Origin of the sequence: Paraclostridium benzoelyticum, assembly GCF_001006285.1 — a bacterium.
GTDB lineage: Bacteria > Bacillota > Clostridia > Peptostreptococcales > Peptostreptococcaceae > Paraclostridium > Paraclostridium benzoelyticum.
This window is the reverse complement of record NZ_LBBT01000219.1, coordinates 25,696-41,089: the sequence shown is the minus strand read 5'-3', so window position 1 is coordinate 41,089 and position 15,394 is coordinate 25,696. Positions and strand designations below refer to the sequence as shown.

Here is a 15,394-nt window from a genome sequence, read left to right as displayed (position 1 = left end):
CTTATTTATTTAATTACAGTTTTAGCCATAGGGTCCTTTTTTATCCCACTTTAGGTAAAATTTAACCTATAATCTACTTTTCTTAAAGATTTAAATAACCGAGGAAAAATTCCCTCGGTTATTTTAACAGACTATTTGTACACTATCTTTGATAGGTCACAAATATTTAACATTATGTCATATATTTGTTTTAATATGGCTAATCTGTTATTCTTTATAGCCTCGTCCTTGTCCATTATCATTACTGAGTCAAACATATTATCTATTGCTGGTCTTAACGATGCGAATGCATCAAGAGCTTTTGTATATTCTTTATTAGCTAATAAGTGCTCAACATTTGAACTTATTTCTTGGAATTGTTGATATAAATTAAATTCTGCTTCTTCTCTCATTAAGTTTATATTAACTTCATTAGTTTCAGCTTTTTCTGCTAAAGTAGCAACCCTGTTGAACGCTGTTAACATTTCAACTAACTCACCTTTATCTATCCAAGAGTTTAAAGCCTTAGCTCTAGCATACATATCAGCTATATCATCTATATTAGAACTTAATATAGCATCTATAACATCATATCTTATGCCTAAATCTCTAAATAAATTCTTTATTCTATCTTTGAAGAATTCCATTATTTGATTTAAAACTTCATCTTTATCAAACTCTATAAATGAATAATTATCAAGAGTTAATGATACAAGTTCTCTTAAGCTTATATCTAAGTTGTTATCCATTAATATATTTATTATACCTAATGCTTGTCTTCTTAAAGCATATGGATCTTGTGATCCTGTTGGTTGTATTCCTATAGCAAAGAATCCTGCTATAGAATCTAATTTATCTGCTATAGATAAAACTATTCCAGATTTAGTAGCCGGAAGTATATCTCCTGCAAATCTAGGTAAATAATGTTCAAATATAGCTTCTGCTACATTTTCATTTTCACCACTTACTTTTGCATATTCTCTTCCCATTACACCTTGAAGTTCAGTAAATTCAAATACCATACCTGTAACTAAGTCTGCCTTGCATAATTTAGCTGCATGAAGTGTATCTTCTTTTATATCTGTTTCATTTAATTTTTCTAATATATCATTAGCTAATTTTTCTATTCTTAAAGATTTATCATAAACTGTACCAAGTTTAGCTTGGAACACAACAGTTTTTAATTTTTCTATGTAGCTTTCTAAAGACTTCTTAGTATCTTCTTTATAGAAGAATAATGCATCTGCAAGTCTAGCTTCTAATACTTTTTCATTACCTTTTTTAACGTTATCAATTCTATGGCTATCTCCATTTCTAACAGCTATAAAGTTTGGAAGCAATTTTCCATCCTTTAAAACAGGGAAATATCTTTGATGTTGTTTCATTGGTGTTATTACAACTTCTTTTGGAAGTTTGGCATAATCTTCATCAAATTCTCCATAGAATGCAGTTGGATACTCTACTAAATGAGTTACTTCTTCAAGTAATTCTTCATCAAACTCTATTTCTCCACCTAAAGATTTAGCAACATCGTCACATTGTTTCTTTATTAATTCTTTTCTTTCGTCTTGATTTAATATTACAAAGTTCTCTTCTAACTTAGTTAAGTATTCATTTAAAGTATTTACTTCAAATTCACTTTCTCCTAAGAATCTATGTCCTTTAGTAGTATTAGATGATACTATTCCTTCTAACTCTATATCAAGTACAGAATCATTTAATATACAAACCATCCATCTTATTGGTCTTATAAATCTCATGTTCTTTCCACCCCAATGCATAGCCTTAGGGAACGTCATAGATTTTATAGCTTCAGGAAGTATGCTTTTTAAAACTTCACTAGTTAATTGTCCATCTTGCTTTATTTTACCGAAAGCATATTCTTCTTTTCCAACTTGTTTAAAGTATAAGTCTTCTTCTTTTATACCTTTGCTCTTCATAAATCCTAAAAGAGGTTTAGTATAGTTGCCTTCAGCATCAACCGCTATTCTCTTAGCTGGTCCTTTTACTTCTTCTTCTAAATCTGATTGTTTTTCACATATATTATTAACTATAACAGTTAATCTTCTTGGTGTAGAATATACATTAACTTCATCAAAAGTTATTCTATTTTCATTAAAAGATTTAACTATGTTAGTTTTTAATTGGTCCATTGCTGAATTTACATATCTTGCAGGTAATTCCTCAACACCTATTTCAAATAAAAGGTAATTTTTCATTATTTGTCACCTTCCTTTAAAAGTGGATATCCCATTTCTTTTCTTAACTCTACATAAGCCTTAGCTACTGTTCTAGCCATATTTCTAACTCTACTTATAAATGAAGCTCTTTGACTTACACCTATAGCTCCTCTTGCGTCTAGAGTATTAAATGTGTGCGAACATTTTAACACATAATCATATGCTGGAGTTATTAATCCTTTTTCCATAAGTCTTAATGCTTCTTTTTCATATACATCAAATAAGTTAAATAGCATATCTGCATCACACTCTTCAAATGCATATACAGAGTTTTCATATTCAGCTCTATTGAATACTTCGCCATATGTTATTTCATCATTCCATTTTAAATCGTATACACTTTCAACTTCTTGAAGGTACATAGCTAGTCTTTCTAAACCATATGTAATTTCTCCTGTTTCAAGCTCACACTCGATTCCACCAACTTGTTGGAAGTAAGTAAACTGTGTTATTTCCATACCGTCTAACCAAACTTCCCAACCAAGGCCCCATGCCCCAACAGCAGTTGCTTCCCAGTTATCTTCAACAAATCTTATATCATGTGCTTTTGTATCTATTCCTATAGCCTCTAAACTTCCTAAGTATAACTCTTGTATATTATCTGGAGATGGTTTTAAGATAACTTGGAATTGGTGATGTTGATATAATCTATTTGGGTTCTCACCGTATCTTCCATCTGCCGGTCTTCTAGATGGTTCTACATAACATACTTTCCAAGGTTCTGGTCCTAAAGATCTTAAGAATGTATTTGGGTTCATTGTTCCTGCACCTTTTTCTACGTCATAAGGTTGCATCATTATACATCCTTGCTTAGCCCAATAATCTTGTAATGTTAGTATCATATTTTGAAAATTCATACGAATACCTCCTGTATTAAAAACAAAGCCTTTCGTCTACACGAAAGGCCATTAAATGGTTATTTTCTAACTTTTAGAATATCAAAGTATAGAGTATTTGTCAATATGCTTAAATATTAGTTTTGTCAACACTTTTTTAGTATTTAGTTATATCGTCATCCTCTTTTATTAATTCTTCAGTTATATCTTTGTCATCTTTTTTATTATGTTTAACTACATCAGTAACTTCTTTTGCAGTGTTTGTTAACATATTTTTTAGCATATTTAATGTATCTTCATTTAGTTCTCCTAAATCAACAACTGTTTTGTCTTCTTCATTTTGAACTTTTATATTAAATTTGCCTATTACAGCTGCTGAAAGTCCCACTAATGTAACTAAAGGTCCTAGTGCTAACCCAACAACTCCAACTGTTAAAGGAATATTCATTATAATCTTATTGTCTTTTTCAACTATTACTCTTATAACGTTACTTCTTTTTAGCATTTCTTTTAATTGATTCTTTATTTCTTCTGTATCTTTTCCTAAAGCAGTTTCCATTTTTTCTTTTGCTTTATTTTTTACTTTTGCAGTTTTTTTGTTTTGCTCTAAATATATTATTGCATCTAGTACATTTCCATCGCTAATCACTAATGCTTCTTTAGCTTCTGCATAACTTGCACTTGGAACTCTCTCTAATACTTGATCTATCTTTTCTAATGTTATATCAGTCATCAATATCAGCTCCTTTATTATTTTCTATTCCTTGTAATAAGTGTAATGATTTTGTGTTTGCGTTGTCAACGTAAACCTGAATGTAAACTTTTAAAATTTTTGTTAGTTCATTTACTAAGTATTTTGATACCTTAGCCTTACTACAAGTTAATATATCATTCCTAAAAATGTAATCCATTAATTTTATAGTAGTACTATCAATTTTAAAATTATACACATGGTTTTCTTTACACTTTTCACATAGTATTCCACCTTTGTCAACATTAAATACACTACTTTTAAGATTTGTAGTATTGCAGTTGACACATCTATTTACTATTGGTTTAAAGCCTATATAGTCTAAAAACTTTAGTTCAAATGCTCTAGTTATGTATTCTTTATCAACTTTATTTTGAGTATATAGGTAAAGAGTTTGCGCTAGTAACACAAAAAGCCTGTTATTAGTCTGATTTTCATATATAGATCCATCTACTAAACTCGTTATATATGTAGCGTAGGAAAATGCTTCTATATCATATGCAATATCATAAAAATTTTTAATGGTCTCACTTTGACTTACTCTATACATATTGCCTTGTTTTTTTAAAGTAAAATTAGAGTATGAGAAAACCTGAGAAGAAGATAATAACGAGCTTTTATTTCTTTTTGCGCCTTTTGCTATAGCTGATATCTTCCCAAGTTTTCGTGTAAATATTGTTAAAATCAAATCATTTTCTTTATATCTTGCTGATCTTAGCACTATCCCCTGGGTGTTCACAATTATCATGGTCGTTTTCTATCTCCCTGTTCATATTGACTTCGCCATTATTTATATTTATGCTATTTTTTAAGTATAGATAGGCTTCTATACTTCCTGTTTTTTTAAAAAGTTCCCAACACAAATTGTTCATTTTTAAAAACCCCCTTCTTACGCTTATACTATATTTTTAGTAAGAAAGGGGAAAAAAATGCATTAAGTTGTTAGACAATTTTTGACAATGTAATTGTTGTTATTAAAAAATAGATAACCATCCCAATTATATCAAGGGATGTAGCTATTAATGGAGCAGAAACAATTGACGGATCTACATCCATTTTTTTAAACATCATAGGTATAAATGACCCAATCATCGCTCCTATTATCATATTTATAAGCAATGATACAGATACTATTAAAACTATATTTGTGTCCTTTACAAAAACATAAGTAGCTATTCCTATAATTAAACTACATATAATTCCTGTAAATACACCTACCATACCTTCTAATAATACATTTTTAAAATCTAACTTTCTATTAGACAGTGCCATTACAGTAAGTGCTGATGCTTGAGTCCCTATATTCCCAGCCATACCTGTAACAACTGGAACAAAGTATATCAGAGGAAAATACTTTGAATCTATTACATAATCAAAACTCGATAATATCAATGTAGCTATAAAACTACCAACTAAAGTTACTATAAGCCAAGGTATTCTAGCTTTAAAAGATGACAATACCTTGTCTTTTGGATCTACATTAGTTTGTTCTATAGTATCTCTTTCTTGTTCTGATGTACCAGCGAATTTATACATATCTTCACTGGCTTCTTCTTCAATTACATCTATTACATCATCTACTGTTATAATTCCTTTTAAAATGCGATTTCTATCTATTACTGGTATAGCTATTAAGTCGTACTTAGAAACAAGCTTAACAGCCTCTTCTCGGTCTTCATCTACATATACAGAAATTATATTCTCACTCATTAAATCTTCTATTATGCTATCATCTCTGGATATTATAAGTTCTCTTAAAGATAATACTCCAACTAGTTTATCAAAATTATCAACCACATACATATAGTAGATTGTTTCTGCATCTACAGCATTCTCTCGCATGTATTCTATGGCCTCTTTTGCTGTCATATCTTTATTTATAGATATGTACCCAGTTGTCATTATACCTCCAGCAGATTCTTCTTCATATATAAGAAGTTCTTTTACGTCTTGGGCATCTTCTTGATTTAGAAGGTTTATAATTTCTTCTCTTTCACTTTCTTCTAACTCTCCTAAGATATCTGCCATGTCATCTAAAGACATCATTTCTAAAATATTAGCTTTATGCTCTATGTTTAACTTAGAAAGTATATGCCTAAAAAATTCTGAATCAGTTTCATCAAGTATGGAAGCTGCCATATCTATAGGTAATATTTCAAAAAGCTTTATTTGTTTGTCTTCATCTAAGTTTTCTAATATGTCAAAAATATCCCTGTTATGATATTCTTCCATTAATTCTCTTAATTCTAAAATTTTATTGTTGTCTATTAAATCTTCAACTTGATTTAACAGCAGCTTGGAATGTTCATCTTTCCTATCCATAAAACCCACCTTTATTATTTTTCAGTATACCCAAAGTTATTTATAAAACTTTGTAGGTTTCTCCAATTTTCTTTAACTTTAACCCAAACTTGAAGGTTAATCTGAGATCCTAGTAATAATTCAATCTCTTCTCTTGCTGATTTTCCTATTCCTTTTAACTTTCTACCATTCTTACCTATTATTATACCTTTATGTGAATCTCTTTCACAGTATATAACAGCAGATATATCTATTATATCTTTATCTGGTCTTTTTTTCATTCTTTCTATCTCTACAGCAACTCCATGAGGTATCTCATCATGTACATAATGTAGAACTTTTTCTCTTATAAGTTCAGATACTAAAACTCTTTCAGGTTGATCTGTTATCATATACTCTGGGAAATATTGAGGCCCTTCCTCTAAGTATCTTTCTATTACTTTTAGTAGTCTATCAGTATTCTTCCCTTTTAATGCTGAAATTGGAACAATCTCATCAAACATATTTTCAGCATCATACATTTTCATTAAGTCGAATAATTCTTCTTCACTTAACATATCAATTTTGTTTAAAACTAAAATTTTAGGAGTTTTTATTCCTCTTAAATTTTCAATTATCATTCTGTCTCCTGGTCCAATTTTCTTAGACTCATCAACTACATATAATACTACATCGACATTTTTAAACGCATCTGTAGCCGATTTTACCATAAATTCTCCTAATTTATTTTTAGGCTTATGAATACCTGGTGTATCTAAAAATACCATTTGACATTCTTTGTCTGTATAAACTGCTTGTATAGTGTTTCTTGTTGTTTGTGGTTTATCACTCATTATAGCTATTTTTTCTCCAACTACGCTATTCATAAGAGTAGATTTCCCAACATTTGGTCTTCCTACTATACTAACAAATCCTGATTTAAACATATTAATTCCTCTTTTCAATTTATCTTTTGTTGTTTTAATTTATTTGAAGTCACTACCTGAGAAATAATGTGGAACTAATTCTGCGATAGTTTGTTCCTGTATATCTCCTTGTGAGTATCCAGTTATTATTCTTATGTGTGGCCCAAACTCAATTATTACCTGTCTACATATAGCACACGGATATGTAGGCTCATTTTTTTCTGAATTAGTACTAGCAACAGCTATTGCCTCTATATCTTTATACCCTTCAGAGATAGCTTTAAATAGCGCAGTTCTTTCAGCGCAATTTGTCCCTCCAAAAGATGCACATTCTACATTGCAGCCTGTAAAAACTTTACCACTCTTAGTTAAAAGTGCTGCACCAACTTTAAAATTTGAATATGGTGAATAAGAGTGTTCTCTTGCTTTTTCTGCTATTTCTAATAATTCTCTATTATCCATTATATTAACCTCCATCAAAGACCACCTATACATTATATTTTAAGTAGTACATTACATTATACCAAAATAGAAAAAAAGAAAAAAGTATATTTATATTTCCTTTCAAAAAAAAGCGGGAATAACTTTCCCACCTTTTAATATTGAGCTATTTGTAAAACTAACATAGCTACCAAAACTCCAAGTAATGCCCCCGCTACAGTTTCCCAAAAAGTATGTATTTTACCTTCTATTCTACTTTGTGCAACTAAAACTGCCATTAAGTAAGCAAGTGTAGATGCTACCACTCTTTCTGTCATAAATGTTACAAGTGTAGCAAGTGCAAAAGCAAGCGCCGAATGACCACTTGGCATTCCTCCTTGTAGAGGAGTTCCTGTAGATGTTAATGATTTCACTACTACTACTGCTATTAAAACTAAAACTATACATATAAGAGTAACATGAATTGGCGATTTTCTTATTGTAAAAAATACAGATGCACCTACAGTTTCTAGTTTATCATAAAATAGTAAGTATCCAATTATACAAGCATTTAAACTCGCTATCAATACTCCTCCAGCAGCAACATCTTTTGCTATTTTAGCTAATGGGTGATATGTATCCGTTATCATGTCTACAGTTTTTTCTATAGCTGTATTAAACATTTCTGATATTACAACTAAGCTTATTGTAAATAATAATAGCATCATTTCAAATTTATTAAATTCACAAAACAAACTAATTGTAAGAACTAAAGCTGCAACAAAGTAGTGTATTTTCATATTTCTTTCATGCTTGAAAGTGTATAAAATTCCAGCAATAGCTGCATTAAAGGCATTTATTATCCCTTGTTTACCTTTCTTTTTACCCATAAGTTTACTCCCTTGTTATATTAAGCTTGTTTAGTACATCCTCTTCTCTTTTTCTCATATCCTTTGTATTTTCTTCAGTATCATGGTCATAACCTAATAAATGGAACATACTATGACATACTAAAAAGCATACTTCTCTTTCAAAGCTATGATTATATTCTTCACTTTGTTCTAAAGCTCTTTCTAGAGATATAACAATATCTCCTAAAGATTCTTCTTCTATTTCAACATCAAATTCATCTGTTAAAAGTGGAAAAGATAAAACATCTGTAGCTCTATCTACACCTCTATATTCTCTATTTAATTCATGAATTTCTTCATTATCAACAAAAGATAAACTTACTTCATAATTGTCATCATAACCTTCGTAGTATAATGTTTCAACGATTATATCATTGATTTTTCCTAAAAGGTCTTCACTTACTTTTATTTTATCTTGTCTATTGTCTAATATAATTTCCATAATTTATCTCCTATTTCTTTTGTTTCTATCATCATTAAATTTATTTAACTCTTGTTCTTCATCAAACTTTTCATAAGCTTTAATTATTCTTTGTACTAATTCATGCCTAACGACATCTTTTTCTGTAAACTTGTTTATACCAACTCCATCTACATCTTTTAAAACGTCCATAGCTTGAATTAATCCACTTTTATATTTATTTGGTAAATCTATTTGTGTTAGATCTCCAGTAACTACAGCTTTTGATTCAAAACCTAATCTAGTTAAAAACATCTTCATTTGCTCTGAAGTTGTATTTTGAGCTTCATCTAAAATTATGAATGCATTATCTAGAGTTCTTCCTCTCATAAAAGCTAATGGAGCAACTTCTATTATTCCTCTTTCAATATACTTAGCACATTTTTCATCGCCTAACATATCAAATAATGCATCGTAAAGAGGTCTTAGATAAGGGTCTACTTTATCTTTCATATCTCCTGGTAAAAAACCTAAGCTTTCACCTGCCTCAACAGCCGGTCTAGTTAATATAATTCTACTTATTTCATCTTTTTTAAAAGCTCTAACCGCCATAGCTACCGCAAGATATGTTTTACCTGTTCCAGCCGGCCCAACTCCAAGTGTTATATCGTTATTTCTAATAAGGTTTATATAATGTTTTTGACCTATTGTTTTAGGTTTAACTTCTCTACCTTTTTTTGTTACAGCTATAGTATCTTCTAATTCTTCTATTTGATCTTTATTTCCTTCATTTAATAGCTCTATAGCATAAGTAATACTCTGTTTATCTAAAGTTTTACCTATTTTAAAATTTTTATATAATTCATTTATAAATTCTATTGCTTTTTCTACATTTTTACTTTGACCTATCAAAACTATATTTCCTTCTCTTAACAGTACATCTACATTTAAACTCTTCTCTATTATTTTTATATTTTCGTCAAAGTTTCCAAATAGTTCTCTTTCAAATTTATCATCTGTTATTTCAAAACTCTTTTGTACTATCAACGTTTATCCTCCTTAGTTATCCCTTGTTTGAACTTCTTCTTTATCTTTTGCATCTTTATCTTTATTTATATCCTTAAATTCATTTCTTATATCATTAATAGGTCTTTTATCTGGATTTGAAGGTACTTCTTCTTCACCTTCTTTAGGCTTACTTTCTTGTCTAATTAATTCTTCAGCTTCCGATTTGCTTAAAGAGTGTACCTTAGCTATATTTTCTAAAGTTGTAACAGTTACTATGTACTCTAATTTATCTTTTTTAACTTTGTATTGATGTTTAACATCTTTATATCTTGAATCCACAGGGATAGTGTACTCAAGTTCTTTAAGAGCCTTTTGTTTTAAATCTTCTTTTACTTCTTCTTTATTTTTCTCAACTTCTTTTACATTTACTTCATGGAAAATACTAGACTTTATTTTTAAAGGAAAAGTATAGTCTCCAATATTTAAAACATGTTCTTTGTTTTCGATTTCGTAATTTTTAAAGTCTATATTTCTTCTTAATGTATATTTTTTATCATAGAAGCTAAATGTATATACTGTTTTTTTATTACCAGTTCTTGTTTTAACCTTGTCTATGTAATTTGTACTTTGTTTTGACTCGTAAAATGTAGTTGCCCATACTTCTGGTAGAGATTTAGTGTTCGATCCCGATACTAAGACGTCTCCTTTTCTTACTATATCACCTACATTAGCAACTTGTTTACCACTTCTTGGTATTACCTTCTCTATTATACCATTTTTCTTAGCAATTATATTACAATAATTAGTTTCTTTTTTCTCTTCTAATGATTCATCTTTCTTCGTCACTGTAACAAATATATTAGTTCCTTTTACATTTATAGATACATAGGCAATATCCCCGAACTCTCCCATTATTTGATCTCTTACTTCTTTTCTATCTATGCCCTTTTTATACACACCAGGCTTTACACCTGCTTTTTCAAGTTCCTTCCTTACAAGCACTTTGTCAATTCCCTCTGGAGCTTTTATGTATACATCTGTTACAAATAACGATGTACTCATTAATAAAATCAAGGAAAGTATAGCACAAATCCACATTCCTTTGTATCTATATATACGCCTAGCAAAAAAAGGCAACCCTGTTTTTTGCTTTATTTTAACCTCAAACTTACTGCCTCTATAAATACTTTTAAATGTTCGCATACTTTTCCTATCAACCTTAAGTTCAATTTTTGTGTTTGAAATTCGTTTTACATCATAAACATTAACTTTATTTCTTATTAGTATGTTTAAAAATTTTTCTGTATTTATACCCTCTATCGTTACTACATAGTAACCTCTAATATAACTTATCAAGCGTAATTCCCCCCTATGTAGTGTATTCTACACTATATATAATTCCTTTTATTCCTATCTCCGTCTCTGTAATATGCTTTAAATATAGCTTTTCCCCACATATTTTTATGGTATTTAACTTTGTTTTTATTTTAATTAAATTTACATCGTATTCTAATATGGACTTGTAGTTTTCTATGCTCATAAATGTATTCCCCAAAACAGTAACTGTAGGTTGATTTACCTGTAAATCAGTAGGAACTTCTATCATACTCATAACCCCCTTAATATATTCTATGTCCTTTTTTTTATTTTAATTACTTGTATTAGTTTCTAAGCCTTAATATAATAGTATGTTCCTTTAATACATTTTGAGACTTTTATTTCAAAAAAAATAAAGCCAAGCCGGCTTTTATTTTTATCTATTTATTGACCATATAACGTAATTTAAAAAGAATGCATAAAATAACCAAGCTAAATATGGTAAATTTATATAAGCTGCTCTTTTGTCAATTTTAGCAAATTTAGTTATCATAATTAATACAATCACTATCATAAGTCCTATAACTATCAAAGCTGTGAATCTAAGCCCTAATCCAAAGAATAAAATAGGCCATATAAAGTTCAATCCTAATTGTAAGTAATAATAAAACATTGCATCTCTTACTTTAAGAGTGTTCAATCCTTTTTTAGAAATTAAATAAGCCGAGATACCCATAAGTACATACAAAATAGTCCACACTATAGGAAATACATACCCCGGAGGGAAAAAACCTGGTTTTATTAAATTTGAATAATATGTACTTGTATTTGTCTGACTTAAAAATTCAGATATAAAGCTACTAGAAAAACCAACTATAATAGGTATAAAAACACTTATTATAAACTTTTTTATTTCTTTTGTAGATATGATCAATGAATTCACCCTCTCTTTATCCTCTATTTAGTTTATAAATATGTTATCTAAAATAATATTATTACAATTTTTTGGACAAAGATTATAAAATTAAAAGCAAAAAACCTAGAGCATTAGCTCTAGGTTTTTCTATCTATTGTAAGTTAGATTTAACTAACTCATTTATCATTTTTCCGTCAGCTCTACCTTTTGTTTTCGGTTTTATAGCTGCCATGATTTTTCCCATATCTTTCATAGAAGTAGCTCCTACTTCAGATATAGTATCTTTGACTATCTCATTTAATTCTTCTTTGCTCAGCTGTTGAGGTAGGTATTCCATTAATACTTCAATCTCAGCTTCGGCCTCTTGAACTAAATCGTCTCTTGATGCTTTTGCAAATTCAGTTTTCGCATCTCTACGTTGCTTTAACTGTTTTGTTATTACGTCTATAATTTCGTCATCACCAAGTTCTGTTCTAGTGTCAACTTCACGCTGCTTGATTTCAGCTCTTATTAATGTAACAACAGATTTTTTTACTGTATCTTTGTTTTTCATAGCAAGTTTTAAGTCTTCTTGTAACTTTGCTTTAAGGGACATATCCCTTCACCTCTTATCTACAAAAATTATTTCTTAGCGTTTTTTCTTCTTGCAGCTTCAGCTTTTTTCTTACGTCTTACGCTTGGCTTATCATAGTGTTCTCTTTTTCTTACTTCAGACATTATGCCAGACATAGCACATGAACGCTTAAATCTTCTTAAAGCGCTGTCTAATGTTTCGTTTTCTCTTACTCTTACTTCTGACATTCTTTTTCCCTCCCTCCGATAGCGCAAATTATGCTGGGACTGTAACTCGATTATATCTGCATAATATGCATTACAACCTCACACTTTGTTTATTATAAACTAATCTTATTTTTTTTTCAAGTATTTTTATGAATAATACCTCTAAAAGTTTAATTTATCTATTACTTCTCAGCATCATACCAATCTAATTTTTTTCCTGCTAACACATGATAATGAATATGCTTAACTTCTTGGCATCCATCATCTCCACAGTTATTTATTATTCTAAATCCAGTTTTGTCATATCCTTTTTCTTTAACTATTTTATTAATAACCTTATGAATATGTGCAATTATTTCCATATTTTCTTCACCTATGTCTATTATTGACTCATAGTGCTTTTTAGGTATAACTAAAACATGTAATGGTGCAACAGGATTTATATCATTAAAAGCTAAGACTTTATCATCTTCATAAACTTTATTTGATGGTATTTCTCCATTTATAATTTTACAAAATATACAGCTCATATTTACACCTCCTATCTGTTAAGAGTTATTATTTCTACATATTATACTAAAATTCCTTCTACATATTCATCTTTTACGTGTAATATTTTAGTATTTAATATCTTACCATGTATATCTTCATCACTTTCAACTACTACTCTTATATAGTTAGGTGTTAATCCTTCATATTTTTTGCCTTCTATATTCTGTTCAAATAGTACTTCAAACTCTTCTCCTATAAAGTTTGTTGCAAAATCACTAAAATTCTTTTTATTTAATGATATTAATTTATCACTTCTTAGTTGCTTCATTTGAGGATCTATTTGATTTTCCATAGTTGCTGCTGGTGTTCCTTTTCTTGGAGAGTATTTAAACACATGCATTTGAGAAAGTTTTATATCACTTAAAAACTCATATGTTTTATTAAATTCATCATTAGTTTCTCCTGGGAATCCAACTATTACATCTGTAGTTATTGCCACTTCAGGCATCTTTTCTCTTAATTTATCAACTATTTCCTTATACTCTTCTGTAGTGTATCTTCTATTCATTCTTTTTAATGTTTCATCACATCCACTTTGTAATGATAAATGGAAATGGGGACATACTTTTGGCATTTTAGAAACTGTGTCTATAAATTCATCAGTCATTAATATAGGTTCTACCGAACTTAATCTTATTCTCTTAACTCCGTCAATTTCATCTATAGCCTTTATAACACTTAATAAATTAACTTCAGCATCTTTTACATCTTTTCCATAAGATGCAACATGTATCCCAGTTAAAACTATTTCTGTGTATCCATTATGTGCTAACTTCTTAGCTTCATTTACTACACTCTCTAAATCTCTACTTCTTACTTTTCCACCTCTTGCGTAAGGTATTATGCAGTAAGAACAGAATCTGTCACATCCATCTTGAATTTTCATAAATGCTCTAGTTCTTCCATTAGCTTGATTTATTTCAATTTCTTCAAAAGCTCTTACTTTCATTATATCGTCAACTGTACTAGCTTTTTTAGATGCATCTAATTTTTTTATTTCTTCAACTATTTGTCTTCTCTCGTTAGTTCCCATAACTAAATTTACTTCTTCTATTTCTAAAATTTCTTCTGGAGAAACTTGAGAGTAGCATCCAACAACAGCTATTATAGCATCTGGATTTTTCTTTTTCATTCTTCTTATATATTGACGTGATTTTCTATCACTCATATGTGTTACTGTACATGTATTTATAACATAAACATCTGCAAATTCTTCACTATCAACTTGAGTGTATCCATCTTTTTTAAACATCTCAAGCATAGCTTCTGTTTCATATTGATTTACTTTACATCCTAAAGTATAAAAAGCTACTTTTTTCACTCTAATCATTTCCTCCTAAGTCACTTAATTCGTATAATACTATAGATGATGCAACAAGCGATGCTGTTTCAGTTCTTAGAATTCTAGGCCCAAGAGACACTGATTGTCCACCTATTTCTTCTATAGCTTTAATTTCAGTATCTTCAAATCCGCCTTCTGGTCCTACGAAAATACCTATATTTTTTATATCTACACCTTTTATAGCTTGTTTAATCGATTTTGTTCTTTCATTTTCATATGGAGCTATATTAAAGTCATTTTCTTTCATATCAGCTAGTGCTTCCTTAAAGCTTAAAACTCCTCTTAATTTTGGAATTTTTCCACGCTTACTTTGCTTTGCAGCTTCATATATTATTCTTTCCCATCTTTCGATTTTCTTGTCTTCTTTTTTATCATCAACTTTAACAACAGTTCTCTTCGTCTGAACTAGAATTATCTCGTCTACTCCAACTTCAGTTAACTTTTGAAGTATCATTTCCATCTTAGGTCCTTTTGGAAGGCCTTGATATACTTTTATTTTCAAATCAGACTCTCTTTTTATGTCTACAACCTCTACTATATTAAGTTCAACTTGAGACTTATCTATATTAGTTATTTCACATATGTATTCATTGTTGTCATTATCACATACTTCTAGTTCTTCTCCAATTCTACATCTTAAAACTTTAGAAATATGTTTTACATCTTCACCTTCTATAATACATGTCTTATTTTCAAGGTTTATATTTTTCTTTCCTACAAAAAATCTATCCATGCA

Annotated in this window: 19 protein-coding genes; all 19 read right to left on the bottom strand. The window is 29.5% G+C overall.

Features of this window, described 5'->3' with window-relative positions:
• Window positions 1-131: 131 nt before the first annotated feature.
• Window positions 132-2,198: a glycine--tRNA ligase subunit beta gene (gene glyS, locus VN21_RS10865; RefSeq protein WP_046823290.1), complete on the bottom strand. Its 2,067-nt coding sequence runs from the start codon at window positions 2,196-2,198 to the stop codon at window positions 132-134.
• A complete protein-coding gene (glyQ, locus tag VN21_RS10860; RefSeq protein WP_021429889.1) occupies window positions 2,198-3,076 on the bottom strand; it encodes a glycine--tRNA ligase subunit alpha in 879 nt (292 codons plus the stop codon). Before glyQ ends, glyS begins: the two co-directional genes overlap by 1 nt.
• Window positions 3,077-3,212: 136 nt before the next feature.
• A complete protein-coding gene (locus VN21_RS10855) occupies window positions 3,213-3,788 on the bottom strand; it encodes a DUF4342 domain-containing protein (protein WP_046823289.1) in 576 nt (191 codons plus the stop codon).
• Window positions 3,781-4,527 (bottom strand): DNA repair protein RecO, encoded by a 747-nt coding sequence (gene recO, locus VN21_RS10850; RefSeq protein WP_332840874.1) that lies wholly within the window; start codon window positions 4,525-4,527, stop codon window positions 3,781-3,783. Before recO ends, VN21_RS10855 begins: the two co-directional genes overlap by 8 nt.
• The gene (locus VN21_RS18420) at window positions 4,505-4,678 is read right to left on the bottom strand and encodes a YqzL family protein (protein ID WP_152650803.1); all 174 of its coding nucleotides are present in this window, start codon (window positions 4,676-4,678) and stop codon (window positions 4,505-4,507) included. Before VN21_RS18420 ends, recO begins: the two co-directional genes overlap by 23 nt.
• A gap of 70 nt (window positions 4,679-4,748) precedes the next feature.
• Window positions 4,749-6,128 carry a magnesium transporter gene (gene mgtE / locus VN21_RS10845; protein ID WP_046823287.1) on the bottom strand — a complete coding sequence of 460 codons (1,380 nt, stop codon included), beginning with the start codon at window positions 6,126-6,128 and terminating at the stop codon, window positions 4,749-4,751.
• Between the two features lie 14 nt (window positions 6,129-6,142).
• Window positions 6,143-7,033 (bottom strand): GTPase Era, encoded by an 891-nt coding sequence (gene era / locus VN21_RS10840; RefSeq protein WP_046823286.1) that lies wholly within the window; start codon window positions 7,031-7,033, stop codon window positions 6,143-6,145.
• A 39-nt stretch (window positions 7,034-7,072) separates the two neighbouring features.
• Complete coding sequence (gene cdd / locus VN21_RS10835) at window positions 7,073-7,474, bottom strand: cytidine deaminase (protein WP_046823294.1); 402 nt, start codon at window positions 7,472-7,474, stop codon at window positions 7,073-7,075.
• A gap of 134 nt (window positions 7,475-7,608) precedes the next feature.
• On the bottom strand, window positions 7,609-8,322 hold the full coding sequence (locus tag VN21_RS10830; protein WP_021429952.1) for a diacylglycerol kinase: 714 nt from the start codon (window positions 8,320-8,322) through the stop codon (window positions 7,609-7,611).
• Window positions 8,323-8,326: 4 nt separating this feature from the next.
• The gene (gene ybeY / locus VN21_RS10825) at window positions 8,327-8,785 is read right to left on the bottom strand and encodes an rRNA maturation RNase YbeY (RefSeq protein WP_046823285.1); all 459 of its coding nucleotides are present in this window, start codon (window positions 8,783-8,785) and stop codon (window positions 8,327-8,329) included.
• Between the two features lie 3 nt (window positions 8,786-8,788).
• The gene (locus VN21_RS10820; RefSeq protein ID WP_046823284.1) at window positions 8,789-9,790 is read right to left on the bottom strand and encodes a PhoH family protein; all 1,002 of its coding nucleotides are present in this window, start codon (window positions 9,788-9,790) and stop codon (window positions 8,789-8,791) included.
• Between the two features lie 12 nt (window positions 9,791-9,802).
• Window positions 9,803-11,107 (bottom strand): sporulation protein YqfD, encoded by a 1,305-nt coding sequence (gene yqfD, locus VN21_RS10815; protein WP_046823283.1) that lies wholly within the window; start codon window positions 11,105-11,107, stop codon window positions 9,803-9,805.
• A 13-nt stretch (window positions 11,108-11,120) separates the two neighbouring features.
• Window positions 11,121-11,357 (bottom strand): YabP/YqfC family sporulation protein, encoded by a 237-nt coding sequence (locus VN21_RS10810; RefSeq protein ID WP_046823282.1) that lies wholly within the window; start codon window positions 11,355-11,357, stop codon window positions 11,121-11,123.
• A gap of 147 nt (window positions 11,358-11,504) precedes the next feature.
• Complete coding sequence (locus VN21_RS10805; protein ID WP_226896701.1) at window positions 11,505-12,011, bottom strand: TspO/MBR family protein; 507 nt, start codon at window positions 12,009-12,011, stop codon at window positions 11,505-11,507.
• A gap of 124 nt (window positions 12,012-12,135) precedes the next feature.
• Window positions 12,136-12,579 (bottom strand): GatB/YqeY domain-containing protein, encoded by a 444-nt coding sequence (locus VN21_RS10800; protein ID WP_046823280.1) that lies wholly within the window; start codon window positions 12,577-12,579, stop codon window positions 12,136-12,138.
• 26 nt (window positions 12,580-12,605) lie between these two features.
• Window positions 12,606-12,785, bottom strand: a complete 180-nt coding sequence (gene rpsU, locus VN21_RS10795; protein ID WP_021125460.1) for a 30S ribosomal protein S21 — start codon at window positions 12,783-12,785, stop codon at window positions 12,606-12,608.
• A 161-nt stretch (window positions 12,786-12,946) separates the two neighbouring features.
• The gene (locus VN21_RS10790; RefSeq protein WP_046823279.1) at window positions 12,947-13,294 is read right to left on the bottom strand and encodes a histidine triad nucleotide-binding protein; all 348 of its coding nucleotides are present in this window, start codon (window positions 13,292-13,294) and stop codon (window positions 12,947-12,949) included.
• A gap of 41 nt (window positions 13,295-13,335) precedes the next feature.
• Complete coding sequence (mtaB, locus tag VN21_RS10785) at window positions 13,336-14,637, bottom strand: tRNA (N(6)-L-threonylcarbamoyladenosine(37)-C(2))-methylthiotransferase MtaB (RefSeq protein ID WP_046823278.1); 1,302 nt, start codon at window positions 14,635-14,637, stop codon at window positions 13,336-13,338.
• A gap of 1 nt (window position 14,638) precedes the next feature.
• Window positions 14,639-15,391 (bottom strand): 16S rRNA (uracil(1498)-N(3))-methyltransferase, encoded by a 753-nt coding sequence (locus tag VN21_RS10780; RefSeq protein ID WP_046823277.1) that lies wholly within the window; start codon window positions 15,389-15,391, stop codon window positions 14,639-14,641.
• Window positions 15,392-15,394 lie beyond the last annotated feature (3 nt).